Origin of the sequence: Snodgrassella alvi (genome assembly GCF_002777425.1) — a bacterium.
GTDB lineage: Bacteria > Pseudomonadota > Gammaproteobacteria > Burkholderiales > Neisseriaceae > Snodgrassella > Snodgrassella alvi_B.
The window spans coordinates 1-25,203 of sequence record NZ_MDVC01000060.1; the positions used below are offsets into that span (position 1 = coordinate 1).

Annotated in this window: 22 protein-coding genes; 10 read left to right on the plus strand and 12 right to left on the minus strand. The window is 44.2% G+C overall.

From position 1 onward, the window contains the following. Positions 1–2,435, minus strand: a 2,435-nt coding sequence (locus BGI33_RS06085) for an autotransporter outer membrane beta-barrel domain-containing protein (protein ID WP_144235370.1), incomplete at its 3' end; no start/stop codon positions are given. A 759-nt stretch (positions 2,436–3,194) separates the two neighbouring features. Here BGI33_RS06085 and lysS point away from each other — a divergent pair. Beyond that, a complete protein-coding gene (gene lysS / locus BGI33_RS06090) occupies positions 3,195–4,718 on the plus strand; it encodes a lysine--tRNA ligase (RefSeq protein WP_100090404.1) in 1,524 nt (507 codons plus the stop codon). Positions 4,719–4,782: 64 nt separating this feature from the next. Here lysS and BGI33_RS06095 read toward each other — a convergent pair whose 3' ends face one another. Further along, entirely contained in the window at positions 4,783–5,244 is a 462-nt protein-coding gene (locus BGI33_RS06095) for an FxsA family protein (protein WP_100090405.1), read from the minus strand. A gap of 326 nt (positions 5,245–5,570) precedes the next feature. Between BGI33_RS06095 and BGI33_RS06100 the strand changes: the two genes are divergently transcribed. From BGI33_RS06100 to BGI33_RS06110, 3 genes are all read left to right on the plus strand, one after another. Continuing rightward, the gene (locus BGI33_RS06100) at positions 5,571–6,191 is read left to right on the plus strand and encodes a peptidoglycan DD-metalloendopeptidase family protein (RefSeq protein ID WP_257379022.1); all 621 of its coding nucleotides are present in this window, start codon (positions 5,571–5,573) and stop codon (positions 6,189–6,191) included. A 107-nt stretch (positions 6,192–6,298) separates the two neighbouring features. Next, positions 6,299–7,084, plus strand: a complete 786-nt coding sequence (gene rsmA, locus BGI33_RS06105; RefSeq protein WP_100090406.1) for a 16S rRNA (adenine(1518)-N(6)/adenine(1519)-N(6))-dimethyltransferase RsmA — start codon at positions 6,299–6,301, stop codon at positions 7,082–7,084. A 37-nt stretch (positions 7,085–7,121) separates the two neighbouring features. Then, the gene (locus BGI33_RS06110; protein ID WP_100090407.1) at positions 7,122–7,850 is read left to right on the plus strand and encodes an amino acid ABC transporter ATP-binding protein; all 729 of its coding nucleotides are present in this window, start codon (positions 7,122–7,124) and stop codon (positions 7,848–7,850) included. 198 nt (positions 7,851–8,048) lie between these two features. Here BGI33_RS06110 and metF read toward each other — a convergent pair whose 3' ends face one another. The 7 genes from metF to def all read right to left on the minus strand — a co-directional run bounded on the left by metF (position 8,049) and on the right by def (position 15,745). Beyond that, positions 8,049–8,882: a methylenetetrahydrofolate reductase [NAD(P)H] gene (gene metF, locus BGI33_RS06115; RefSeq protein WP_100090408.1), complete on the minus strand. Its 834-nt coding sequence runs from the start codon at positions 8,880–8,882 to the stop codon at positions 8,049–8,051. Positions 8,883–9,038: 156 nt separating this feature from the next. Then, entirely contained in the window at positions 9,039–10,319 is a 1,281-nt protein-coding gene (locus BGI33_RS06120) for a sigma-54-dependent transcriptional regulator (protein ID WP_100090409.1), read from the minus strand. Continuing rightward, positions 10,306–12,408, minus strand: coding sequence for a sensor histidine kinase (locus tag BGI33_RS06125; protein WP_100090410.1), 2,103 nt, complete (start codon positions 12,406–12,408; stop codon positions 10,306–10,308). Before BGI33_RS06125 ends, BGI33_RS06120 begins: the two co-directional genes overlap by 14 nt. A 5-nt stretch (positions 12,409–12,413) precedes the next feature. After that, a complete protein-coding gene (locus tag BGI33_RS06130) occupies positions 12,414–13,010 on the minus strand; it encodes a DUF4390 domain-containing protein (RefSeq protein ID WP_100090411.1) in 597 nt (198 codons plus the stop codon). Next, positions 12,976–14,226, minus strand: coding sequence for a 16S rRNA (cytosine(967)-C(5))-methyltransferase RsmB (rsmB, locus tag BGI33_RS06135; RefSeq protein ID WP_100090412.1), 1,251 nt, complete (start codon positions 14,224–14,226; stop codon positions 12,976–12,978). Before rsmB ends, BGI33_RS06130 begins: the two co-directional genes overlap by 35 nt. Then, positions 14,223–15,164: a methionyl-tRNA formyltransferase gene (fmt, locus tag BGI33_RS06140; protein WP_100090413.1), complete on the minus strand. Its 942-nt coding sequence runs from the start codon at positions 15,162–15,164 to the stop codon at positions 14,223–14,225. The genes rsmB and fmt overlap by 4 nt, the downstream gene beginning before the upstream one ends. Positions 15,165–15,241: 77 nt before the next feature. Continuing rightward, positions 15,242–15,745 (minus strand): peptide deformylase, encoded by a 504-nt coding sequence (gene def / locus BGI33_RS06145; protein ID WP_100090414.1) that lies wholly within the window; start codon positions 15,743–15,745, stop codon positions 15,242–15,244. Between the two features lie 157 nt (positions 15,746–15,902). On the opposite strand from def, the gene BGI33_RS06150 reads away from it, so the two are divergent. From BGI33_RS06150 to BGI33_RS06175, 6 genes are all read left to right on the plus strand, one after another. Continuing rightward, complete coding sequence (locus tag BGI33_RS06150; RefSeq protein WP_100090415.1) at positions 15,903–17,120, plus strand: LysM peptidoglycan-binding domain-containing protein; 1,218 nt, start codon at positions 15,903–15,905, stop codon at positions 17,118–17,120. A gap of 900 nt (positions 17,121–18,020) precedes the next feature. Beyond that, positions 18,021–18,767, plus strand: coding sequence for an MtnX-like HAD-IB family phosphatase (locus BGI33_RS06155; protein ID WP_100090416.1), 747 nt, complete (start codon positions 18,021–18,023; stop codon positions 18,765–18,767). Positions 18,768–18,791: 24 nt separating this feature from the next. Then, positions 18,792–19,613: an alpha/beta hydrolase gene (locus BGI33_RS06160; RefSeq protein WP_100090417.1), complete on the plus strand. Its 822-nt coding sequence runs from the start codon at positions 18,792–18,794 to the stop codon at positions 19,611–19,613. 35 nt (positions 19,614–19,648) lie between these two features. Further along, positions 19,649–20,005 carry an EamA family transporter gene (locus BGI33_RS06165; RefSeq protein WP_100090418.1) on the plus strand — a complete coding sequence of 119 codons (357 nt, stop codon included), beginning with the start codon at positions 19,649–19,651 and terminating at the stop codon, positions 20,003–20,005. Beyond that, positions 20,005–20,412 carry a DMT family transporter gene (locus BGI33_RS06170; RefSeq protein ID WP_100090419.1) on the plus strand — a complete coding sequence of 136 codons (408 nt, stop codon included), beginning with the start codon at positions 20,005–20,007 and terminating at the stop codon, positions 20,410–20,412. Before BGI33_RS06165 ends, BGI33_RS06170 begins: the two co-directional genes overlap by 1 nt. A gap of 30 nt (positions 20,413–20,442) precedes the next feature. Next, entirely contained in the window at positions 20,443–21,630 is a 1,188-nt protein-coding gene (locus BGI33_RS06175; protein WP_100090420.1) for a DegT/DnrJ/EryC1/StrS family aminotransferase, read from the plus strand. On the opposite strand, the gene BGI33_RS06180 is transcribed toward BGI33_RS06175, so the two are convergent. Genes BGI33_RS06180 through BGI33_RS06190 form a run of 3 tightly spaced genes read right to left on the minus strand, consistent with a single transcriptional unit; the run spans position 21,612 to position 25,054 of the window. After that, positions 21,612–22,502 (minus strand): hypothetical protein, encoded by an 891-nt coding sequence (locus tag BGI33_RS06180; RefSeq protein ID WP_100090421.1) that lies wholly within the window; start codon positions 22,500–22,502, stop codon positions 21,612–21,614. The genes BGI33_RS06175 and BGI33_RS06180 overlap by 19 nt on opposite strands. Further along, complete coding sequence (locus BGI33_RS06185) at positions 22,495–23,583, minus strand: GNAT family N-acetyltransferase (RefSeq protein ID WP_100090422.1); 1,089 nt, start codon at positions 23,581–23,583, stop codon at positions 22,495–22,497. The genes BGI33_RS06180 and BGI33_RS06185 overlap by 8 nt, the downstream gene beginning before the upstream one ends. 55 nt (positions 23,584–23,638) lie before the next feature. Further along, positions 23,639–25,054, minus strand: coding sequence for an aspartate aminotransferase family protein (locus tag BGI33_RS06190; protein ID WP_100090423.1), 1,416 nt, complete (start codon positions 25,052–25,054; stop codon positions 23,639–23,641). Between the last annotated feature and the right edge of the window lie 149 nt (positions 25,055–25,203).

The window sequence follows — 25,203 nt, forward strand, 5'->3', positions numbered from 1 at the left end:
TTCGGGTTGTTCGGGTTGTTCGGGTTGTTCGTGTTATTCGTGTTATTCGGATCGTCAGGTTTTGCTAGTTGAGTGCGTAAATACCAGTTGCTGTTCTGGCCATTAATATTGCCTTTGTACAAATGATATTCGTAAGCACCAGCATCAATATGATCATTTTGCAGATTAAAGGCGTTGTTGGTGCTGTTACCTGTGATATTGATAATTTCAATACCATCGGTGGTGCCGGTATCAGCACCCAGTCCGTTTGTGTTATTCATTCGTACTGTGGTTCGACCGGAGGCATTACCATTAATAAACAATTTATCGGTTGCGCTGTTATTATCCTGTGATACGGTATCTAGGGTAATTGTGCCATTGTTGCCGATATAGTTGCCATTGATGGTTAAGTGGTCACCTGCTTGATTATTACTTAAGCTTAGATTACCGGAATTTGTGATATTGCCATTTATTACGGCCTGATGTAGGGATGGGATAAGATTTAATGTTGCAGCTGGGTCGATATTGAGGTTGCTGGTATTTAAATCACCAGTCAGGGTGAGTGTGCTTTGTTGTAGGAGGTTGATATTTTCCCAGTTGCGGATGCCTATATTTCCGGTTGTGCCATTGCTGCTAGATGAACCAGTCAGTGACTGGCTGATATTGAGTGTATCAATCATTCCATCACTATCGCTGGTGTCATCGCCGCCATCAAGTACGGTAATAGCTGATGTATCTGCTCCGCTATTGATGTTTAAGGTATCGCTGCCATTACCCAGAATAATTGAGCCGCTTACTTTGGCTCCATTGTTGATGGTGATAATGGAGTTGCCATCAGCGTCGCGAATCGCTGTACCTGAGGTGGCATCGACATTGGCACCGTTATTAAGTGTGATTAGTGTGGTGGTTCCGGGGCTGCCGCTGGTATAAATACCTGCGCCCGTGCCGCCAGTGACTTTCCCTGTTACGGTGACGGTGTTGTTTCCATGCGGGGTGCGGTTGAGTACATCAATGCCGTCTAACGCGCCCGTAATGGAACCATTGGTCTGATTAATGCTGATATCTGTACCTGTTTGGTTATTTTCTGCGTGGATGCCATATTGGTGCAGGCCTTGTATGGTACCAGCAGTGGTGATTGAGGTTGAGCCGGTTCCATTATTGATGACGTATATACCGTTTAGGTTGGCGTTGATATTCTTTGCGTTGATGTTTAGGTTGCCGGCTGTATTTGAGTTTTGTGCAAATATACCGGTGCTATTGGCGGCGATAATATCATTACTGACAGTTATGGAGGTAATGCCTGTACCGTTGTTGGTGGTATATATGCCGTTCATTTTGGCGTTTACGTTATCTGTTTTGATAATCAGGTCTTTGGTATTGCTTTTATTCTCAATATGAATGGCATCGCTGTTGGTTGCAGTTATGTTGCCTTTGGCTGTTATTGAGGTGGAACCGGTACCTTCATTAGTTGCATAGATTCCGCTTTGGGAGCCCTGTACATCGTGTGTGTTGATGGTTAGATCCTTACCATGATTGAATGCGTATATGCCGTTTTGATTGGTAGCTGTTATGTTGCCTTCTGCTGTCACTGTTGTTGAACCTGTGCCGAAGTTTGCGGCGTAGATACCATTATTTTTACCGTTAACGGTTTTGGTATTGATGGTTAGATCTGTTGCGGCGGGGTCGTTTTCTGCATAGATGGCATCACTATTGGCGGAGGTGACATCACCATTGATGGTGATAGAGGTGGTACCGGTACCACTGTTTTTGAGGTAAAGGCCATTTTGATTGGCATTGATTGTTCCGGTTGTGATGGTCAGGTCTGTGGTGTTATTGCTATTTTGTGCATAGATGCCATTGCTACCGCTGGAGGTGATGTCTGCTGTGGTGATAGAGGTGGCACCGGTACCATAGTTTACAGCGTAGATTGCGTTTGTCTGGCTGTTAATGTTTTTGGTGTTGAGCGTGAGATTTGTACCGGCGTTGCTCACGGAGATGCCAAAACCATTGGGTGTTGTCATGTCTGCGGTTGTGGTGATTGATATTGCTGCTTTTCCTGAGTTGTTAAGGGAGTATATGTTTTTTATATTTGTATTTTTTACTGTGACATTCAAATCGCTGGCGCCAGCATTATTTATGATGGTTAGTGAATTATTTAATGGTTTATCGCTGGTGGAGATGTTTACTGGATCTGTATTGTCGTTTGCGATATAGCCATCAAAATTGGTGGTGTTTCCGCTGTATGTGGATGGCGATGAGTTTGTTTCTTTGGTAATACAATTTTTATTAGATGAATCAGAGCAGCTGGCATATGCTTCGCTGGTAGTGAAAGCGATAATGCCGATAACTGCCATTAGTTGAACCAGTGTTTTTTTTCTGAACTCTGGCTTTGGTGCGGATGCGCTAATATATGCTTTTGTTCTGATTCGCCATGTTGGTTGGTAAGTTTTATTCATTTGAGTTTCCTGATTCTGTATGCTGTAGTGATGCTGCTGGGGAATACTTGGCTGATATAAATCAATGTAAATGTTTATAAAATAAATCTGCTTGTTGTATTCGACTACAAAGCTAGTTATTAGTCAAAATGTAATTTATTGAATTATTTTAATAAAATTTTATTTTTATTAATCTGTGTTTTGGGGTGTTATTTTTAGTTGGTTTTAATTTGTATATTTATGTATGGTTTTTATTGGGTAATTGCTGAATGTGGTTAGGTTAATTATTACTGTATATAAGCTGAATTGATTTGGTGGAAATGAGGTAATTTAATTTTGATTTATTTTTTTAGTATTTTTTTACTTTGTTGGTAGTGGTATAGACGCTGCTATCTGGTTTGTTTTCTTTCAGATTTGGTAGGTAATGGTTGCTGCGATTGTGTTCTTTGAAAGTGAATATATTTGCAGTGGGGTATTGTAAGTAAGAATATATAACCGGATTTTATTATGAGTTTGTGTGAGATTTAATCGTTAAAAGATATATGGTGTGTGTCAGTTAATTGTTTATTGTGCAGTTTTTGTGGATATGGGTTGATGATGCTGTTTTTTTAACGGTACGTTGTTTGGCTATCAGATAAGAGGCTGGTGCTTTGCGTGTTAAAATGGCTATTTTGGATTAGAATAAGTAGTTATTTTCTGGTTGATTAATGCCACAGTTGGGTTGATGTTTTTGTCTGGTGGTTACAGGAAAGAACTAGATATTATGGTATGGGAATACATATGAGTGAACAGCATAATGCGTCGGTTGGTGGCGCACACGAAGAGCAACTGGATGAAAATCAGATTATGGCAAATCGTCGCGATAAGCTGACGGCAATTCGGACGCAGGGTATTGCGTTTCCGAATGATTTTAAGCGCGATGCTTTTGCCGGTGATCTGCATGAGCAGTATGAGCAGTTTGATAAAGATGTTCTGGCGGAAAAGGCTATTCCAGTCAAGGTTGCAGGACGTATTATGCTGAAGCGTCATATGGGTAAAGCCAGCTTTGCTACAATTCAGGATATGACCGGACGTATCCAGCTGTATATTAATAATCAGGGTGTGGGTGAGCAGGTACATGATGCATTCAAGCACTGGGATCTGGGTGATATTGTTGGTGCTGAAGGTGAGTTGATGAAAACGAATCATGGTGAGCTGACAGTGCGGGTATCCGCTCTTCGTCTGCTTACTAAATCGTTACGTCCATTACCGGATAAATTCCATGGATTGGCTGATCAGGAGCAGAAATACCGTCAGCGTTATGTGGATTTGATTACTAATGAGCAGACGCGGGATACTTTTGTGAAACGCAGCCGGATTATTCAGGCGGTTCGTAATGTGATGGTAAGCGAGCGTTATCTGGAAGTGGAGACGCCGATGATGCATCCCATTCCGGGCGGTGCAACAGCAAAGCCGTTTGTAACGCATCATAATGCGCTGGATATGGATTTATTTTTGCGGGTGGCGCCTGAGCTTTATCTGAAACGGCTGGTTGTAGGGGGGCTGGAGCGGGTATTTGAAATTAATCGCAATTTCCGCAATGAAGGTATGAGTACGCGTCATAATCCGGAATTTACCATGATGGAATTCTATGAAGCCTATGGTGATTACCAGCGTATGATGGATATGACGGAAAAGGTGATTCGTGCGGCAGCCATTGAGGCTACTGGTAGTGCGGTTGTGAGCTATAACGGTAAGGAAGTGGATTTAAGCCAGCCGTTTGCGCGGATGACTATTGTGGAGGCAATCAAACATTTTAATTCGCAGTATGCTGATGAACAGCTGGCAGATGAGGCATGGCTGAAATCTGAAATTAAAAAACTGGGTGGTGCTTTACCTGTGGCGCAGGGACTGGGCAGTTTACAGCTGGCGCTGTTTGAGGAGTGTGCTGAAGCTCAGTTATGGCAGCCGACATTTATTGTTGACTATCCGGTAGAGGTGTCGCCACTGGCACGTGCTTCTGATACTAAACCTGGTTTAACTGAACGTTTTGAGCTGTTTGTGGTAGGGCGTGAACTGGCTAATGGTTATTCGGAGTTAAACGACTCTGAAGATCAGGCAGCACGCTTTAAGGCACAGGTGGCACAGCTGGATGCAGGTGATGATGAGGCGATGCACTACGATGCGGATTATATTCGTGCTATGGAGTATGGTTTACCACCAACCGGTGGCTGTGGTATTGGGATGGATCGCTTGGTAATGTTGCTGACGGACGCACAGACTATACGTGATGTGATTCTGTTTCCACAAATGCGTTTAGAGTAACGGAACATAATGAAGAAAAGCCGCCGGATGTATTCCGTGCGGCTTTTGGTTTTTATTAATCCAATTATCTGGGTGGAAGGTGTTGTTGTTTATTGGAATGATGGGTTTGTCCATTGTTATTTTCTACGGTGAATTCACCTTCGATAATGTCGTTTTGGTCTGGCTGTGGTGTGTTGGAAAAAGGATTGTTGCTGGTGCTGGCTAAGGGTTTACCACTGATGGGCAGCAGTAGCAGGACGGCGAATATATCAGATACAAATCCGGGGCTGATAAGCATGATGGCTGACAGTATATAACGGAGAGGCCATAATAACTGGTAGAGCGATACATTGCTGCCGGTGCGAATGGTAGTTACAGCGAGAAATAAGCCGGACAGGCCGATATTGCGTAGCATAAACACGCCACAGGCAATAGACAGTATGATGAGAAGCAGTGTCCAGCCACCGCCAATCAGATTACTAACCAGAATAATGGAAATCACTTCCAGCGCCGCCAGTATCAGTAATGCCCAACTCATATATCGCATGTGAGTTTCCCTTTTTAGCTATAACAGTTTTTATAGATGGTTGCAGGATTGGGGAATTCAATATGTCAGGGCACAAAATGGCTATCTGTATCTCTTGGCAGATTGATCGGGCGGCTGGCGGATGTGAGGGAAAAGCTATGTTAATATTGACCATAGGATAATTAAACCTATTGTACTGTACGGATTATTGTTGGGGTTGAGATAGATTAATGATACAGGTATGGAAGTTGTACGGGATGTTGTGGCGGTTTGGTTTATATTTAATACCATGTATGGGATTGTTACTGGGCGGATGTCAGAGTAACACCACAGCTAAGGCACCGGTAATGAGTGGTAGTGCCCAAAATGGTTTTTATCGTGTGCAGCGTGGGGATACTTTATATCGGATTGGTTTACGCTTTAATCAGAATGTGAATACGCTGGTACGCTGGAATAATCTGGCTAATGCTAATGCAATTGAGGTAGGGCAACTGATTCGTGTGCGCAAGCCGGCAGCGGTGTCAGGCCGTCCTGCTGGAGTAAAACCGTCATCTGGCCGTGTTGCAGGTCAATCTGAAGCAGTGGCTACCAGTACAGCAGCTCCTGATATCCGTTTGCAATGGCCGGTACGCGGGAAAGTGATCAGTATGTTTAATGGCCAAACGCAAAAGGGTATTGATATTGCTGGTAGCCGCGGTACACCGGTTAAGGCCGCAGCCGCGGGTACGGTGCAGTATGCTGGTGATGAGTTGCGTGGATATGGCCGGCTGGTATTGATTAAACACAGTAATAGTACGATGACAGCTTATGCATATAATGACTCACTAAAAGTGCGCAATGGGCAGAGTGTGCAGGCGGGGCAGACGATTGCGACGATGGGTGACAGTGGTACTACTGGGGTAAAGCTGCATTTTGAGGTAAGGGTGAATAGTCGGGCGGTTAATCCGTTGCGTTATCTGTCTGATTAAATACTGGCTGGTGTTGGTGGCTTTTGCCAATGGGCGTGTGCCGGTTAAACCGGTAAGTTGATGGTAATGGTTTTATTTTATAATAGGGCAAATTTGAAGGAAGTGATATGAAAGAACATCGTGCCCGTAAACGCTTTGGCCAGAATTTCCTACAGGATAAAAGTATTATTCAGGATATTGTGCGTGCGGTGCGTCCACAGCCTGCGGATATTGTGATTGAAATTGGTCCGGGACTGGCAGCCATTACGACTCCTCTGGCGGCGGCTGTTGACAAGTTGCATGTGATTGAGATTGACCGTGATATTGTGGCGCATTTGCGTACTTTGCCATTTGCATCCAAACTGGTTATTCATGAAGGTGATGTATTGCAGTTTGATTTTGCCAGTGTGCCGGGTCGAAAAAAAATTGTGGGTAATTTACCTTATAATATTTCTACGCCGTTGTTATTTCGCTTTGGTCAGTATGCTGATGATATTGTTGATATGCACTTTATGCTGCAAAAAGAAGTGGTTGAGCGAATGGTAGCAGTTGCGGGTAGTAATGATTATGGCCGTTTGAGTGTGATGTTGCAGTATTTTTTTGAGATGGAAAATTTACTTGATGTGCCACCACAGGCATTTACTCCTGCGCCGAAGGTTGATTCAGCGGTGGTACGGATGATTCCACAGCGTGGTCGTATTGGAGTTGCGCAGGATTTTAATCATTTTGCTGCTTTGGTCAAACAGGCTTTTCAGCAGCGCCGGAAAACCATTCATAATAATCTGAAGGAATGGGTAGATGATGCAGCATTAATGGCCGTGGGGATTGATCCGGGCTGCCGGCCGGAGCGGATTACGCCAGAGCTTTATGTGGCATTAAGTAATTATTTATTGCAAATTGGTGCGTCTGTCTGAGTGGCTGATGCGGACGGTTTCAGGATGTGGGGAATACATGATTGAATTTAAAAATGTCCATAAGTGGTTTAAGGACTTACATGTTATTAATGGTGTGAATCTGAGTGTCAGCCAAGGGGAAGTGGTGGTTGTATGCGGGCCATCTGGCAGCGGTAAATCTACGCTGATTCGTACTGTAAATCAGCTGGAAAAAATTCAGCAGGGTGAAATCTGGGTGGATGGGATTAATGTTGCCGATCCGAAAGCAGATTTAAATCGGGTGCGTACTGAAGTTGGATTTGTGTTCCAGCATTTCAATCTGTATCCACACCTGACCGTTCTGGAAAATATTATTTTGTCACCGATGAAGGTGAAAAAACAGAGTCGCGCAGAGGCAGAAGCCAAGGCACAGGAGCTTCTGGCTAAAGTGGGACTTGCGCATAAATGCGATGCTTTCCCACAGCAGCTATCCGGTGGGCAACAGCAGCGGGTAGCGATTGCACGTGGTCTGGCCATGGAACCACGGGTGATGCTGTTTGATGAACCTACTTCTGCCTTAGACCCTGAAATGATTGGTGAAGTGCTAAAGGTAATGAAAGATTTGGCACTCAGTGGTATGACAATGATGGTGGTAACTCATGAGATGGGTTTTGCCCGTGAAGTTGCTGATCGGGTGGTATTTATTGACCATGGAGAAATTGTTGAAGAAGCGGCGCCAGAAGAATTTTTCCAGCGGCCGCAGCATGAACGTGCCCAACAGTTTTTGAATCAGTTATTAACGCATTAGCATTATTTGTTGCGTTGTAACTGGCTGGGAATGGGTGATTGCCAGACAGAGTGTAACAGATTATCCATATAGCCCCTTATCATTAATTTGATAGGGGTTTTTTATTTGTATGGCGTTTTATATAAGAAATTACTTGAGGCAGACAGTCCATTAAGTTGAACAGTTTTATGTGCAGTATTTTTTTAGCATCTATTTAAATCAGTAACCTAAGCGCTGGCAGATAGTGGAGACCAGTCCGGCCTGATTGAGGGTATAAAAATGTAAGCTAGGTGCACCCTGTTGCAATAAGTGATCGCACATTTCAGTGACTACATCTAGCCCCAGCGCTTTAATTGATGCAGTATCGTCAGCATAGGACTGAAGTTTCAGACGTAACCAGCGTGGAATCTCTGCACCACAGGTTTCAGAAAAACGCGCCAGCTTGGAGAAACTGGCAATAGGCATGATGCCGGGAATAATGGGAATATTCACTCCACGGCTCTGCACTTCATCTACAAACCAGAAATAGCTATCTGCATTGAAAAAGTATTGGGTAATAGCTGAGTCAGCACCAGCCTGACATTTACGCACAAAGTGATTGATATCATCTTCAGCACTACGGGATTGTGGGTGAAATTCAGGATAAGCAGCGATTTCTATATGAAACCAGTCACCAAATTCCTGACGGATTAGTCCAACCAATTCATTGGCATAGCGTAAGCCCTGATGTCCGAAGCCTACGCCGGAAGGAACGTCGCCACGTAAGGCTACGATATGACGGATACCCATGTTTTTATAGGTTTGGAGCAGGCCGGTCATTTCTTCGCGGCTGGCACCTATACAAGCTAAATGAGGTGCGGCTGCCACACCATCATTCAAGATATCGGTAATGGTTTGCAGTGTACCGGCGCGCGTGGTGCCGCCTGCACCGTAAGTGCATGAAAAATATTCAGGTTGATATTGACTTAGCTGCTTGCGGGTAATAGCAAGTTTACGCCGTCCTTCTTCAGTACGTGGCGGGAAAAATTCAAAACTCAGCGGTGTGAAACTCATGATTGAACAGCCTCTCCAGTAGTTATGGTTAGATATCTAACCATAACGTTTCAGGCATACTCAATCAATGTTTTATTGAATATTTTCTTTGAAAAATCCGTCAGTTGTTATGAATAAAATTAATAATCTGTTTTTGGAATTTTTTATTTGTACCAATCAACAGGATTTATTTTCAGTCTGGCGTCGTGAAAACTGGATACCAAGCTGTTTTAATTTGCGATAAAGATGGGTACGCTCCAGGCCTACTTTTTGGGCTACTTTGCTCATGTTATGCCCTTCCTGAGCAATATGGTATTCGAAATAGCGTCTTTCCAGATCTTCGCGCAATTCACGCAGAGGCAGATCAAAATTAAAACCAGTCATGCTTTCATGTGGGTGGTTATATTTGAACTGATTCAGGATGGTACTGATGGCGTTAACGTCGATTTCGTTATGTTCTGCTGTTAGCATCAGGCTTTTGACAACACTGCGTAGTTGTTCCAGATTGCCCGGCCAGTCATACTGGCGCAGTTCATTCAGGGCTGCTGTAGTAAATTTTACTGGCGGAATTTTCTGACTTTCTGCCAGCTCGGTAGTAATTTGTTCTACCAGAAATACCATGTCATCCAGTTGTGAGCGTAATGGAGGAATGGCAACAATTAGTGATGAAAGGGTATTAAGCAGTTTGTTATCCTGTAGCGGGTCGGTAATCATTTCCTTGATTGGCCGGCTACAAACACAGATGATGCGTACATTGTAGCGATCTGCTTTGGTCAGAATAAAGCCGATGCTTTGCTGGGTGCTTTTGCCGTATTGAGCAATATCACCCAGATAGAGTATGCCACCGGTGGCTTTCTGCAATAATTCAATGGGTGCGTCAACAATCTGCTCTACTTTTGATGGTTCCACCCACGGAGTTGCGCTTTTATGAAATGAACGTGCAACCAGTTCAAAAGGTGAACCCAGCTCTCCAGTTAGCAGTACAGGAGTGCTGAATTTGGCTATACGTTCTAGATGCTGATTCAGCTCCTTGATAGCAGGGCTATGCCCGAGTTTGTCTAATGACAGATTGGAGGCAGCCTGCATCTGTCCATATTTCAGGGCACGATCCACTGTGCTGAGCAGTTTTTGCAGGGAAATGGGTTTTTCCAGAAAATCCAGTGCACCGATTTTGGTTGCTTCTATCGCGGTATCAATACTGGCGTGGCCACTCATCATTACCACTGGCATGGTTAACTGACCGGATTTTGCCCATTCTTTCAGTAAAGTAATGCCATCGCAATCTGGCATCCAGATATCCAGCAATACCATGGCAGGACGGGTTTGCTGACGCAGTTGGCGGGCAGTATCGGCATTTTCGGCCGTGGTGACGGTATAACCTTCGTCTTGTAGGATTTCCGATAATAAGTCACGGATACCTACTTCATCGTCAACAATTAAAATATCACTGCTTCGCATTTCTATTCACCTGTAAGGGTAAGGTTATTTTGACACAAGCCAGTCCGTTTTTCTGATTACTGATCTGGATCCGCCCGCCGTGTTCTTCAATGATTTTTTTGACTACTGGTAATCCCAGTCCGGTACCACCGGGTTTGTCTGTTACATAAGGGTCAAATGCATGTAATAACATCTCCTGACTGAATGTTTTGCCATTATTGCTTACGTAGATAAGGATGTGTTCGTTATTTAGCTCGGTTTGTACGCTGACTTCGGGTGAGATATCAGCCGTGGCTGCTTCCACTGCATTTTTTAGCAGATTATGAATAACCTGACGTAATGCCCCACTGTCGGCGTTAACATTCATTGCTATCTTACTCAAATTAACCGCAAATGTACAATTACTACCTTCGTAAAGTACCAAAACCTCGCGTATTAATTCATTTAAATCAAGATTTGTGAACTTTAACGCTGGAGAACGGGAATAGTTGCGGAATGCTTCAACCATATCTTTCATCGCTGCTACCTGTCGAATAATAGTATTGGTGGCGCGGTTGAGAATCTGGGCATCTGCATCGCTGAGTTTGTCACTGAGTTTCCATGCCAGCCGTTCGGCAGATAATTGGATAGGTGTCAGTGGATTGCGGATTTCATGTGCCAGCCGTTGCGCAACCTCACCCCAGGCCGCTTCTTTTTGTGCGCTTACCAGAGCAGTGACATCATCAAATACCAGTATAGTACCGCCGCCACTGTCTTCAGGTAGTGGTGTGGCTTTGCCAAGCAGTATCAGGGTTTCATCTTTGTGATTATAGGTGATTTGTGCTGGTTTGTTCTGGTGTTCCGTAGCCAGAATCTGCTGGAATACATCTGCCAGCATTGCTGCCCGTGGGCTTTGTTCGGCCAGCTGGTTTATGTTCTGTCCAAGAATTGAGTTCAGACTTTGCCCGAGAATGTTTTCGGCCATCTTGTTAAAAGTAATCAGGCAGTTTTCTGGATTAAGGGTAACCACGCCGGTAGTCAGGCTGTTGAGAATATATTCCAGATAATGTCTGGCTGCTTCCTGCTGCTCTCGTGAATGGCGCAGCTGGACTGTCATGTGATTAAACAAATCAGTTAGTTTACCCAGTTCGTCATTACGGTGAATGGTTTGCTGGACATCCAGATCACCTTTGGCTACTGCTCGGGCACCATCTGCCAGCGACAGAATTGGTGCAACAAACTGGCGTGCAAAATACAGGGCTACCAGTAAGGCTAAAACAATTGCCAGCAGGGTGGCCATCAATAGAGTGGCCAGAAAAAAGGTTTGTAAACTTTTTTTGGTAAAACTCAGTTCACCATATTTGGCGCGGGCAGCTTCAATCAGTGTGGCATCCTGCGCAACTTTGGGCGGAATGGGTTGACGGAAAAACAGGGCATTATCATTGTTGTGGCCCGGTAAAATCAGCCAGCCCTGAGCATAAAGGATGTTATTGATGCTTTCAATTTCCCGCACTGAACCTGTGGTATGTAACTGGTGTATCAGATTCTTGTTAAGTTCCGGCGTGGAAAGATGCAGTGGATTATATTCGGCAACAAGCTGGTTACTGCGGAGATTGTGGATATTTAGCTGGCTAAACTGTTTGCTTTTGCCATTACTTTCGAGAACCGGTAAGAGTGGTTCTTTCATACCATCGGCGGCAATCAGGGCAATCTGGATATTGGCTGCACGGCGGACACTATTGTCCAGTTCATAATCCAGAGCGGATTTACTCAGGCTGATACTGCGGTTGAGTGCTTCTTCAGTATCGTTACCAAACCATGAGTGAATGCTGTGTGAAATAAACTGTGCAGATACCCCAAACAGGAACAGGCCAGGTAATACAGCTACCAGTGTAAACATAGAGGCCAGACGCATGGCAATTTTGGAACCGAATTCATGCCGGTGCCGGCTCTGTAATAGTTTCCACCAGTAAGAACCAGCCATTAATGTCAGTGTAAGTACCAATAGTGAAGCAAAGCCAAATGCAAACCAGAAATATTGCGATAAAACACTGGTATTACCGGTAGCGACGGCCAGAACATACAGGGTGACTACACAGAGCACTGCCATGACCAGAATTAGCCGTCTCATTATGATTAATCCACGTTGATAACAAGACGATGCCAGCCAGAATCCAGTTGCCAGCTATGAGATGTTAGTGCATTGATTTGAAATGGTTTTGGTAACTGGCTGATGCTCAGGCTCAGACGTACATCTGCACGGACTTCTCCTGCTGATACACCACTGAGTGTACCGCTGCTGAGTACACGCCAATTAGCTGCTGCGCCAATGGCTCTGAGTGCGGTATCAAGACTGTTGTATTCCGTAGAAAAAGTAGACCCCATACTGACACGATAGCGATTAGTAAGTGGGTGAAAGGCCAGTTTGTACTGAATAAGATTATCACCGGCAATCAGGTTGTTAATCCGGTTGCGGTAGGAAGCAAGTGTGGGGGAGGTAAGCTGATAGTTCAGGTCAAAGTTTAATGGTACACCCTGTGTCAGTGCCTGTTTTAGCTGATCGGGCAGCTGGGTATTAAAACGTGTATTGATGGAAAGCTGGCCATTGCTGGTAATATAAGCCTGAGCACGTGTAGTGCTGATGCCCTCTGCCTTTACTACAGCAGTACTCAGGCAGAGGAGACAGGCAAAAAATAGACTAGATTTTATCGATAAGCGCGTAAAAAAAGCCATCTTGTTTGCTGTCCGGTAACAATACACGTGATTGACGCTGGCGGGCATCCGCATGTCGGGTTAAAAAATGGGTTAGCTGTTGCTGATTTTCTTCCATAAAAATCGAACAGGTGGCTAAAAGCAGGCGACCGCCTGATTTTAATGTCAGCCACAGACTGTCCAGTAACGCTTCCTGCTGTAACGCAGTTTTCCGGCTATCCTGTGGCTGGCGCAGCCATTTGATGTCTGGATGACGTTTTACTACACCTGAAGCTGTGCATGGTACATCGGCCAGAATGGCATCAAAAGTGTTGTTATCATACCATGAGTGCAGCTCTTTTGCGTCAGCACAATGCAAGTGTGCCCGTTGCTGCAAGCGCTGCAGGTTGTCCTGTACGCGTTTCAGGCGCAAAGGATCAATATCCAGAGCGGTAACGTCACAGTCTGCCCATTCGAGTATATGTCCGGTTTTGCCACCGGGAGCAGCACAGGCATCCAGAATACGTTCGCCAGACTGCGGGTTAAGCATGGGAATAGCCTGCTGGGCACCGAAGTCCTGTACCGACACGTGACCCGCTGCGAAGTCCGGCAGCTTCTGTACAGCTACTGCCTGTTGTAGCATGACGCTATGAGTATCCAGAATTCTGGCCGGAATGCCGGCAGCCGTCAGTTTCGCCTGATACTGTTCAGCATCTGTATAACGACGGTTGATTCGCAACGTCATGGGTGGATGTTGCGCCATGGCTGTGACCATGTTGTGCCAGTGCTGGGGATAATGCTTTTTCAGGTAATTTAACCACCATGCAGGCAGGTTGTAACGCGCTTCATTCTGTTTAAGTGCACTGGCCAGTAAGGTTTCGCGTTCACGCAAAAAGCGCCGTAACAAAGCATTAACCAGCTTCTGGTAACGGCCTCCGTGCAGCTGGCGGGCATGATTAACGGCTTCATTAACCACGGCATGGGCTGCATTGCGGGTAAAGTGCAGTTGATATAAAGCAATGACGAGAAGGTTGCCAATTTCTGCCGGTGGTAATGTTTTTGTCATTTGTTGCACAAGTTGTCGCAACATGCCTAAATGACGCAGACTACCATGACTGAGATCCTGCAAGGCACCTTTATCCGCAGCTGACAGTTCTGGATACTGCATTGCCTGAACCAGAACTTCGCTGAGATTACGTCCGTTTAATACTTCACCGATGGCGTGAACCGCCAGTTGCTGGGCACGCGCCATACTCATGCATTGCTCTCCGCTGATGCCAGTACTATACCTTGCTGTAAAGTATTGCCAGCCTGAAAGGCGGTAACAGGCATGGCCTTGCTGCCAGCTTTCTGGACTTCCTCAATACTGATGGCGCCACAGCCGCAGGCAATAATCAGTTCATGCTCGTTACTATGCAGTACTGTGCCTGGTGTCCCTGTATGCGAAGTGACTTGTGCGCGCCAGATTTTAAGTGGTTTGTCCTGCCAGACAGTCCATGCGCCTGGTACCGGATTAAAGGCACGAATTTTGCGGGCTATTTCCGTGGCGGGACGTGTCCAGTTGATTTGTGCTTCAGCTTTGCTTAATTTGCGAGCATAGGTTACGCCCGTTTCGCTTTGTGCCGTGGGTTGTAATCGGGTGATTTGTTGCAAATCTGCAACAATTGCATTCGCACCCAGATGCATCAGTGCATCGTGTACTTCAGCAGCCGTATCATCAGAATTTATGGTATAAATATGCCGACTGATTACTGCACCCGTATCCAGACCAGCATCCATTTGCATAATACATACACCGGTTTCCTGATCACCAGCTTCAATAGCGCGCTGTATTGGTGCGGCGCCACGCCAGCGTGGCAGTAGTGACGCGTGAATATTCAGACAGCCATATCTGGGAATATCCAGCACTGCCTGCGGTAATAATAATCCATAAGCAGCCACCACCATTACATCCGCATTCTGCTCTTGTAGTACTGCCTGTGCTTCAGCCGTTTTCAGGGTGCTTGGCTGGATTACTGTAAGACCATGTGCCAGTGCAGCCTTTTTGACTGCGCTGGGCTGTAACTTTAATCCACGGCCACAGGGGCGATCTGGCTGGGTTAATACCAGCGGTACATCAAAACCGGCAGCAACAATAGCATCAAGGGCTGCGGCAGCAAAATCAGGCGTTCCAGCAAAAATAACAGAAGGCTTCATGCAATAAATCCACAAAAAACACCATCACTATCATTTAAAGATGGTGGTACAAATATCAGGGCTGACAACAGGGTTATTCACATTTTTTCGCGTGCGCGTTTTTTCAGTTTGGTTTTGATGCGATTCTGTTTCAATGGTGACAGATATTCGACAAATACTTTGCCGGCAAGATGATCCAGCTCGTGCTGAATACAGATAGCCAACAGGCCATCCGCTTCTAGTGTGAATTTTTCACCATGTTCATCATATGCTTCGACAGTGATGCGCTCCGAACGGTGCACTAACTCATAAATACCGGGTACAGAAAGGCAGCCTTCTTCGTATTCAGTATCACCTTCTCTGGCAGTAATCACCGGATTGATAAATACGCGCAGTTCGTTACGTTCCTCGGAAAGATCCATCACCACTACACGTTCATGAACATTAACCTGAGTTGCGGCCAGCCCGATACCGCGTGCCTGGTACATGGTTTCGGCCATATCCTGCACCAGAGTGCGAATTCTGTTATCAAATTGAGTCACAGATTGCGCAACAGTGTGTAAACGCTCATCAGGATATTGTAAAATGTTTAATAGAGCCATTGTGTGTTTAATTCCTTGTTCAATTTGACCTGATTACATGATGGCAATATGGATTTTTTAAAGATTGTTGATATGGATTCAGGTAAACTGGCACTAATATCCATACTATGTCATACAACGACCATTTAAAACAGTAAGTTCACTAAGGATACTTTACATGCATAAACATATTATAACCCTGCTGTGTACGCTGGGTGTGGCAATCTCTACACCCGTAATGGCCAAATTGAAATTACGTCCGGATGCACCAGCACAATATGTAGTGAAAAACGGCGATACTCTGTGGAGCATATCCGGTAAGTATCTTTACAGTCCGTGGCAATGGCCACAACTGTGGGGTTCTAATCGTGCCCAGATTCAGAATCCACAGAAAATCTATCCAGGACAGGTTTTAAGCCTTCGTTATGTTGATGGTCAACCCCGCCTCGGTTTTGACAACAGTGGTGATATTCCAACTGTTAAGCTGCAGCCACGGGTGCGTAATATGTCTTCCGGTTATGGTATTAATACCGTAGATGTCGATTTTTACCGTATATTTATGCAGCATCCGCAGGTCATTGACAAAGAACAAACCAGAAAGGCACCACGTCTTGTTGGAGGGCCTGAAAGTCGTGCTATATATTCAACTGGCGACCGTGTATATGCTGATCGTACACTGGAATCAGGTCGTTATCTGGTTTACCGGATCGAAAAAAATATTACCGATCCGGATACACATAAATATCTGGGTCAGATGGTACGCTTCAGTGGTGAAGTAGCAACTCTGGCCGGAAAAAACAGTGCTCTGGCTGAACGAAGTACAAGCGATGCTGCCAGCTTACCCAAAGATGAGTATTATACGCGCGTGAATCCGCTGATTAAACTACCTACCCGTTCCGCGCAGCCGCTGGTGGTTACCAATGCCGCATCGGAAATTAGTAAAGGTGATTATCTGTTAAAAGTAACCGATGAGCAGGATTCGTTCCAGATGATGCCACATGCACCCAATACTCAGGTTAAAGGCAAAATTATTTCTATTATGGATGGAACTCAGGAGGCAGGTACTTACCAGACAATTACCCTGAATTTGGGTAGCAATGATGGGGTAGATAAGGGTACAGTAGTGAGTCTGTATAAAAAGAGACGTCAGTTTACAGCCGGTATATCCACTGATCCTAAAGCATCGCGCAGCATAATTAGATACCTGAGCATCCCCGCAGAGGAAGTTGGTCTGGCACTGATTTATCGTGTTAGTGACAAATTGTCATCGGCTCTTATTATAAGTGCGTCCAGTCCGGTGAAAGAAGGGGATATGGTGATGAATCCTGGTCATGATCTGGATGATGTTACCGATAATCGGAGCCATGTATCTAATTCATCAAAAGATTTGCGCTAACAGGTGCGGTAGCAAGTAAATTATAGACAACGGTAATTCATAAGAATGTTTGAGTTCCATATTGTTGATGAATTACTTTGAATATAAAGTGCGGATTTTCCGCACTTTTTCTTTGTGTACTTGCCGGCAATAGGAACAGACTACTGTAGAAATAAATAGTAAGACAAATATGGATGGTTAAAGTAGATCGTGCTGGTGCTTACCAGAATATTTTAATAACAGCAATGATTTCAGCGTAGAATAGTAAAACAGAGTATTAAAATGGGTAAGCTAATTATTCTGTATAGAACGATTACTTGTGCCTAAAAGGAATTTGGTAGGATCATGGCTTGATTATTATGTAAAATTAAGATAAATTAGTTATCCTTTTGTTTGCTTCCATTGTAAAAATAACAATGGTTATTATTTTAGCGCTCTATTTGTTTCTATCATTTCACAGATACGTCAATCACATAGGTTTAATTTCTGGCTGAAATGTTTTAAAATATACGGTTTGTTTGACTAAATTTGCCAGATATTTAAGTTATCTGGATAAATGAGTATCTGTTGGGGATAGGTTTGATGCTGATGGTGGCTAACAAGTAGTTTGAATTTTAGACGGATACATCGGCACATTCATGAAAGTATTCCTGTTTTTATCAATATATTGAACTGAAATTCATATTCAAAATGAATATATACTAATCAGCTAATATATTTTGATAAGCCTTAATCTCAGACTGGCAAATCACGGCTTCAGCTGGTTTGCAATATGTATAGCAGCAAGTCGTGATTGGCGGAAAACTGAGTGTGTTGGTTATATTTGTTTACACACAAATGTATTCATCATTTTGAATAATCCACCTTTTTCCTTATTACAATGCCAGCCTGTTTTCGTTTGTAATTTTTACTCGGGATAATATGAGCAGTTTCACTCCCATTGTTGAGAACCAGACTAGCCACAAACCATTATTCTATGCCAATGGTTTAACTCAGTATACGATATTGTGCGATTTTGACGGTACCATTAGTGAGAAAGATGTTACTGATACCTTACTGAACCATTTCGGCAATGAAAAATGTGCCTTATTGGAGCAGCAATGGTTGGATGGCATGATTGGTTCGCGTGAATGTATGCGTCAGCAAATTGCTAATATGCAAGCTAGCCAGGCAGAATTGGACAGTGTGCTGGCACAAATCAGAATTGATCCAGCATTTAGCGAATTTATTGATCTGGTGCGTAATGCACATTTAAATGTGCATATTGTCAGTGATGGGCTGGATTATGCAATTCGGACGATTCTGAAGCGATATAATTTTGATTTCTTGCCTATTTTTGCAAATCGTTTATTGCATGATCAGCGGCAGGGCTGGAAACTGGATTTTCCTTATGCCAATGAACATTGTCTTAAAGCCAGTGGCAATTGTAAATGTCAACATCGCCGACAGTTAGTTGGTTTTCAAAAGATTTTTTATGTTGGTGATGGTACTTCGGATTTTTGTGTGGCAGATAAAGTAGATTTGGTTTTTGCTAAAGATAAGCTAATTGATTTTTGTCAGCAGCAGGGCATTCGACACTATCCGATTAAGGATTTTAATGATGTTGTTGCCATTTTGCCTGACCTGATTACAGCACCAACTGAAAATTACTGTCTGTCTCCTGCATAAGGCTTTAATAGCTGATTTCAAATTATGATTCAAGATTCTTCCTATTTTTTACCCGGTAATCGCAATGGCGTGCTCCTGATTCACGGTTTAACCGGTACACCAAATGAGATGCGTATTCTGGCCAAAGGGTTGCATCAGGCCGGTTTTACTGTGTATGCAATGCAGCTGGCCGGTCATTGTGGTGATGAGACTGATTTATGTCAGACCACGTGGCATGACTGGTATGCCAGTGTGCAGGAAGCTGCGCAGTTTTTACAGCAACATGTTGACTACCTATTCGTAGCCGGATTATCGATGGGCGCGCTATTGGCATTGAAGTTGGCTGCTGATCAGCCAGAGCTGGTAAAGGGTGTTGGTGTCTATGGGGTAACGTTTAGCTATGATGGCTGGTCTATTCCCTTCTGGGCAAAACAGCTTTTTGTTTTGTTACCCTTTTTAAAAAAATTACATTTATTTCAGAAAACCTCTTTTATTGAAAAACCACCATATGGGCTGAAAGACGAACGTATCCGTGCAACTGTCGCTGCCAGTATGTTCAGTGGCGACAGTGCCAGCGCCGGTCTGGCTGGCAATCCATTTCCGGCATTGGCGGAAATGCAGACACTGGCCAAACTGATGCGGCGGCAACTGCCACAGGTAAAGGCTCCCTGTCTGATTATGCATTCCGGTCACGATGATATTGCTAATATCAATACCAATGCCCGTTTAGTAGAAAAGCATGTTAGCGGAACGACTCGATTTGTGGTGCTGGATGACAGTTATCATCTGATTACCATTGATCGGCAGCGGCGCGAAGTTATCAACCAGTCAGTTGCCTTTTTTGAAAATATTGCTCAGTCAGCTTAAGTGAATACTCATCTTATAGCAGAAAGAAATATTGTATGACCCTGATTGTGTTCATGTTGTGGTTGGCCAACGTTTGTTTTGATACGCTTGGACAAACTGCATTTAAATATGCAGCCATAGCGCCGAATAATCGTGATGGCTGGTATTACTGGGTCGACCTGTTCAGTAATTACTGGTTATGGATTGGCATCGGTTCCTATGTCGCTGAATTTTTATTGTGGTTGGCGTTTTTAAGTCAGGTGCCTTTGTCACAGGGTATATTACTGGGTTCAATTAATATTATTGTACTGATGCTGGTTGGACGTGTGCTGTTTCAGGAAAAACTTACTCGTTTTCGGCTGATTGGCATGTTCTGTATCACCATCGGGGTAGTACTGGTAGGAGCGTCATAATGCGTAAATTTTATTTAATTGGTTTTGCGCTCTTATTATTGTTCGATACGCTAGGGCAAAGCAGTTTTAAACTAACTGCTATTCATGCCCAGCCCCTAGAGGCAAGTTTAGACTGGATTATCCGGGTATTTACTCAGCCATGGGTCTATATTGCCATTGCAGGCTACATTGGGGCATTTTTTACTTGGATGATGTTACTTAAGAAAGCCCCAGTTGGCCCGGCGTTTGCTGCTTCGCATCTGGAAGTAGTGACAGTTATGGTGGTTTCAGCTTTTCTGTTTCATGAACATATCACTGCTATACGTATTATTGGTGCAGTATTTATTGTGGCTGGCATCATCTTTTTGGCTCTGGCTGAAAAAGAAATCATCCAAACTGAACACAGCAAAGATGATGAAGCGTGTTAAATTTTATGGGTCTGAGTTTTAGTGCTATTTATGCCCAGCTATTATGAAAATCCGCCTACTGCCGGTTTACCATTGAAATGGCGTGACTGGTTGCCGACACAGCAATCACTGCTAGACAGTGTCAGTGCACAATTAAATTTGTCGCCATTACAGGTTACCTGTTCCGGTACGGCCGCGCTAATTATTGCCTTAACCACGCTGGCACAACAACATCCCCAACGCAAAACCGTAATTGTTCCGGCATACACCTGTCCACTGGTAGCTTTAGCCATTCACCATTGTGGTTTACAGATACAGCTATGTGATTTAAGGCCAGACAGCATTGATCTGGATATTGCACAACTTACTACCCTGTTAAATGAGCATGTATTGGCTGTCATACCCACTCATCTGGGTGGACGGGTAACGGATGTAGATACCGTTAAACAACTGGTACAGCCACACCAGATTAGCGTAATAGAAGATGCGGCGCAGGCATTGGGTGCTGAAGTAGGCAAACATGGCGATATTGTATTGTTTAGCCTGGCGGCCGGCAAAGGGCTAACCATGTATGAAGGAGGTTTACTAACCGCAGCTGATACACAGTTACGCCGCAGTTTACAAACCACCGCCAACAGGTTATTACCATTGCAGCTTAAATGGGAAGCACTGCGAACTCTCGAGCTTTTAGGGTATACAGCCTTATATAATCCTACTGGGTTGCACTTTGCCTATGGACACGGCCGGCGCAAAGCACTGCGTCGGCAGCAATGGGTTGCAGCAGTAGGCGATGATTTTGATTTTGCTATCCCTTTGCATCGGGTTAGCCGCTGGCGTCAGAATGTCGCTGCGAATGCCTTACAGCGCTTACCGGCATTTTTACATACCCTGCAACAACAGGCGCAGCAACGTATTCAACAGTTGCAGAGCATTACCGGTGTACAGGTGATTATTGACCAGTATGGTCAGGGAGTATGGCCATTTCTGATGGTGTTATTGCCCAGCGGCCAGCACCGCGATGCAGTATTAAACCAATTATGGGCTAGTCCTTTAGGCGTAACGCGCTTATTCATCCATACACTGGCACAATACGATTACTTGCGCCCGATTGTACCTACTATGGCCACGCCAAATGCTGAAGATTTTGCTGCACGTATGTTAACCATTACCAATAGCCCATGGCTGACTGATGCACAATTTTCCCGAATAGGTGAAGTTATTCAAGATGCCGTTTGCTGATGTTGAGCTAAAGCAGTGAGCAGCTGCTGGTTAACAGCATGGTGTTGTTGCTGCCATGCAGCCAGCGTGACTGCCGGAATCGGTTCCTGTTTGTCCATGGCGCTAAGCAGACGTTTGAGCAAGCTGGTGTATTGCCATTGAGAAACTTCTCCGGTAATGTCACTACCAATAATGCGCTGATTCAGAGCAGCAATGACACTCAATAGATGCTCTAGCTGCATACGACCCTGATCCCAGTTGGTTTGTACCACATCCTTACCCAGCACATCCTTATCAATTGAAACATATACTGATTCACTGGTTTGTTGCTGTGCATGAATAAATGCGCTAATCAGCTCTTCTGGTGAAGCAAAGGCACGAAAAGCCTGTTGTAGGCCGATTTTTTTTGCCCAGCCAACTTGAACATCCATACACCAGTAAGTTAATTTACCTTGAAATAATGGCGCCAGTCGGTTTTCCCAGCAGTGAGCAAGGCCAATATCATCTGAAGTAATACCCAGTACATGTACGTGGCTGACAAAAGGCAGTTGTGCCACATAGCTTACCCATGAGCCACAATGAATCCCAAACAGATAGCGCATATTGTCTGGATGATTGTCAAAAATAACTATCTGTATTGGGTTAGTAGCACTGAAATACTGCTGTAAACGTTTAATCAGTAATAGTGAAACATGGTGGTAATCGCCGCTACCCATCAGTACCGTACCATAGCACGCTGGTAACTGTCGTGCCAGTTCTCCCTGTAACTGTTTGAATTTGGCTTGTGAACAGCCAAAACGAATAGCTTCCTGCCATTGCCCCAGTTCAATTCTGAAAGCATCTGCTATTGTGCCCGTACTGTGGTCAAAATCCAGAATTACCGGTTTATTCATGTATTTTACTATCCTGACTATGTTGCTTACTGGCTTCCTGCCAAGTTTTGTCCTGCTCAAAGCGGCTACTGATCTTGGATAGTAAGGTTCTTAAAACCGGGTTACGTACATAGACCATATGCTTGGTAAAAGTGAAATGTGCGCCTAAGGATGCTTTCACTTGCGGATCAGTCCAACCGGCTACATAAAAATCCAGTCCGTGCTGTCTAGCGTAATCCAGATTATAAAACCAGCTCAGATAATACAGATTCAGCTTCCGAGCCTGTGGATAAACAAAGCCAATATATTTATCTACCAGCATATTATTGAGAACAAAACAAATATTGTATCCAATCAATTGCTGTTGATAATGATAGGTAAAAATTCGGGCTTGATTGCTGCTGTCCTGCAACAGACGCACAAAAAATTCCCGGGTTAATAAATCAAAATGAATTTCACTTTGATTGTAAACATTCAAATATAACTGATAAAACTGCGCTAAAACGTCCTCATCCTGAAAATACGCATCACCGCTGCGTAGACAACCAGTTTCAACCAGTGACTGAGTTTTCAACTTACGTCGAAAATTTTTGCGGCGTTGATAAGATAAGCGGCTCAGATATTCGTCAATATCATTAAAATCAATAGGCACCCACGCTAAAGCCTGACCTTCCACTGCAATAAATCCCTGTTGCTGCAATGATTGAATCAGTGTGGCTGCGTAATCATTTGCCTGAGTATCCAGTAATGGTGACTGTTGCGGAATATCTTTCACAATCAGCAGCGGGTATTTTTTGCCATAATTCTGCTTTATTTCTAAAGCTAATTGCTGTGCTGATTGGTGCTGAGTGAACAAAGCATATTCAGATACCGTTGTGCCAATAAAACAGGTAAGAGGTTGCAGAAACCGTTGCCACCAACGAAATAGTGGCCAATGACGAATTTTTTGCTGAAAAGCAGAATCAGCGGTAGTGAGTAAATTAAAGCGTGCAGCAAAAGCGGGTACATCACTCGTTAGTTGCCATGCAGTAAAATCTTTTGGAGGACTGGCCAAAAAAGTTTCGACCAGTTCATCCGGTTCCAGTTGAGTCAGATAATTCATAAAATCCTATACGGCAGCAGGCTTAAATACCAGCCGAGCTGCCATCTTACGTGGCTTAAACGTTTAATTCTTTTTTAGCACGCGTAATCAATTGATCCAGTAATTCAATACCTTGATCAATTTCCTGTTTCGTAATATGCAATGATGGGGCAAAAGTAATCACATTCTTGTAATAACCGCCAATATCCAATACCAGCCCCATTTTCTGGCCTTGCCAGTCGAGATCGCCAGACATACCGATATCTACCATCTTGTCTACCAGCGCCTTATTTGGTGTAAAGCCGTCTTCAGTACAGATTTCGGCACGCAACGCCAGTCCCAGACCATCTACTTCACCGATTTCCTTATGGCGCTGTTCCAAAGTTTTCAAGCCTTCAAGGAAATAGGCACCGCTTTCCATAACCATTTTCTCATAATCGGTTTCTGCCATCATTCTGAATACTTCCAGACCCACGGCTGTACCCAGCGGATTTGAAGCAAAAGTAGAATGAGTAGAACCAGCGGGGAATACCTGCGGATTAATCAGCTCTTCCCGTGCCCACAAGCCGCCGAGAGGATTCAGACCATTGGTCAATGCTTTAGCAAACACCAGCATATCTGGTTGTACATCAAAGTGTTCAATCGACCATAACTTACCAGTGCGATAAAAGCCCATTTGAATTTCATCGACCACCAGCAAAATACCATACTGATCCAGAACTTTTTTCAGGCCTTTAAAATAGTTACGTGGCGGCACAATATAACCACCAGTACCTTGCAGCGGCTCTATATAGAACGCCGCATATTCGGCCTGACCTGCTTTCGGATCCCACACACCGTGGTATTCCGTTTCAAACAAACGGGCGAAATCAGCTACCAGATGTTCTCCATATTCCTCTGCTGTCATACCTTTAGGCCGACGGAACGGATAAGGAAACGGAATAAACATTGCACGGTCAGCAAAATGACCATAGCGACGGCGATAGCGGAAGCTTGAAGTAATAGAAGATGCACCCAGCGTACGACCGTGGTAGCCACCTTCAAACGCAAACATCAATGACCGGCCTTCAGACGCATTACGGATAATTTTCAGTGAATCCTCAATACACTGAGAACCGCCAACATTAAAATGAACCCGACCATCACGCCCAAATTTGCGCTTCATATCCTCAGCAATAGTTTTTGCCAGCTCAATTTTGGTTGGATGTAAATACTGGCTTGCACACTGCGGCAAAGTATCTACCTGCTGCTTTAACACCGTATTCAAGCGTTCATTAGCATAACCAAAATTACAGGCCGAATACCACATCTGCAAATCCAGATAGGGCGTGCCATTTTTATCATACATATAGCTGCCTTCGCAGCCATCAAAAATTTTCGGCGGATTAACATAATGTACCGTATCACCAAAAGAGCAATACTTTGCTTCATCTGCGAGCAACTGCGCATCATCCCGACGATTTTCAATTGTTTGAGCACTTGGCTTACTCATCATTAATTCCATTCTTTCTAAATAAAAAGCTTATAAAAAAGTGCATAATTAATACTATTATATCCTGCTAAAGCATAAAATCTGTAGAAAACAATACCCTGATAGCCATATAAAACCATTAACTGCTACAAATTAAATTATCTTTGCAT

Coding starts and splice junctions, on each gene's coding strand:
- BGI33_RS06160 (WP_100090417.1), top strand. CDS start 18,792: ATGATTCAAGATTCTTCCTATTTTTTACCCGGTAATCGCAATGGCGTG.
- BGI33_RS06180 (WP_100090421.1), bottom strand. CDS start 22,502: ATGAATAAACCGGTAATTCTGGATTTTGACCACAGTACGGGCACAATA.
- BGI33_RS06165 (WP_100090418.1), top strand. CDS start 19,649: ATGACCCTGATTGTGTTCATGTTGTGGTTGGCCAACGTTTGTTTTGAT.
- BGI33_RS06125 (WP_100090410.1), bottom strand. CDS start 12,408: ATGAGACGGCTAATTCTGGTCATGGCAGTGCTCTGTGTAGTCACCCTG.
- BGI33_RS06120 (WP_100090409.1), bottom strand. CDS start 10,319: ATGCGAAGCAGTGATATTTTAATTGTTGACGATGAAGTAGGTATCCGT.
- BGI33_RS06130 (WP_100090411.1), bottom strand. CDS start 13,010: ATGGCTTTTTTTACGCGCTTATCGATAAAATCTAGTCTATTTTTTGCC.
- fmt (WP_100090413.1), bottom strand. CDS start 15,164: ATGAAGCCTTCTGTTATTTTTGCTGGAACGCCTGATTTTGCTGCCGCA.
- BGI33_RS06100 (WP_257379022.1), top strand. CDS start 5,571: ATGAGTGGTAGTGCCCAAAATGGTTTTTATCGTGTGCAGCGTGGGGAT.
- lysS (WP_100090404.1), top strand. CDS start 3,195: ATGAGTGAACAGCATAATGCGTCGGTTGGTGGCGCACACGAAGAGCAA.
- def (WP_100090414.1), bottom strand. CDS start 15,745: ATGGCTCTATTAAACATTTTACAATATCCTGATGAGCGTTTACACACT.
- metF (WP_100090408.1), bottom strand. CDS start 8,882: ATGAGTTTCACACCGCTGAGTTTTGAATTTTTCCCGCCACGTACTGAA.
- BGI33_RS06175 (WP_100090420.1), top strand. CDS start 20,443: ATGCCCAGCTATTATGAAAATCCGCCTACTGCCGGTTTACCATTGAAA.
- BGI33_RS06170 (WP_100090419.1), top strand. CDS start 20,005: ATGCGTAAATTTTATTTAATTGGTTTTGCGCTCTTATTATTGTTCGAT.
- BGI33_RS06110 (WP_100090407.1), top strand. CDS start 7,122: ATGATTGAATTTAAAAATGTCCATAAGTGGTTTAAGGACTTACATGTT.
- rsmB (WP_100090412.1), bottom strand. CDS start 14,226: ATGAGTATGGCGCGTGCCCAGCAACTGGCGGTTCACGCCATCGGTGAA.
- BGI33_RS06185 (WP_100090422.1), bottom strand. CDS start 23,583: ATGAATTATCTGACTCAACTGGAACCGGATGAACTGGTCGAAACTTTT.
- BGI33_RS06150 (WP_100090415.1), top strand. CDS start 15,903: ATGCATAAACATATTATAACCCTGCTGTGTACGCTGGGTGTGGCAATC.
- BGI33_RS06155 (WP_100090416.1), top strand. CDS start 18,021: ATGAGCAGTTTCACTCCCATTGTTGAGAACCAGACTAGCCACAAACCA.
- rsmA (WP_100090406.1), top strand. CDS start 6,299: ATGAAAGAACATCGTGCCCGTAAACGCTTTGGCCAGAATTTCCTACAG.
- BGI33_RS06190 (WP_100090423.1), bottom strand. CDS start 25,054: ATGAGTAAGCCAAGTGCTCAAACAATTGAAAATCGTCGGGATGATGCG.
- BGI33_RS06095 (WP_100090405.1), bottom strand. CDS start 5,244: ATGCGATATATGAGTTGGGCATTACTGATACTGGCGGCGCTGGAAGTG.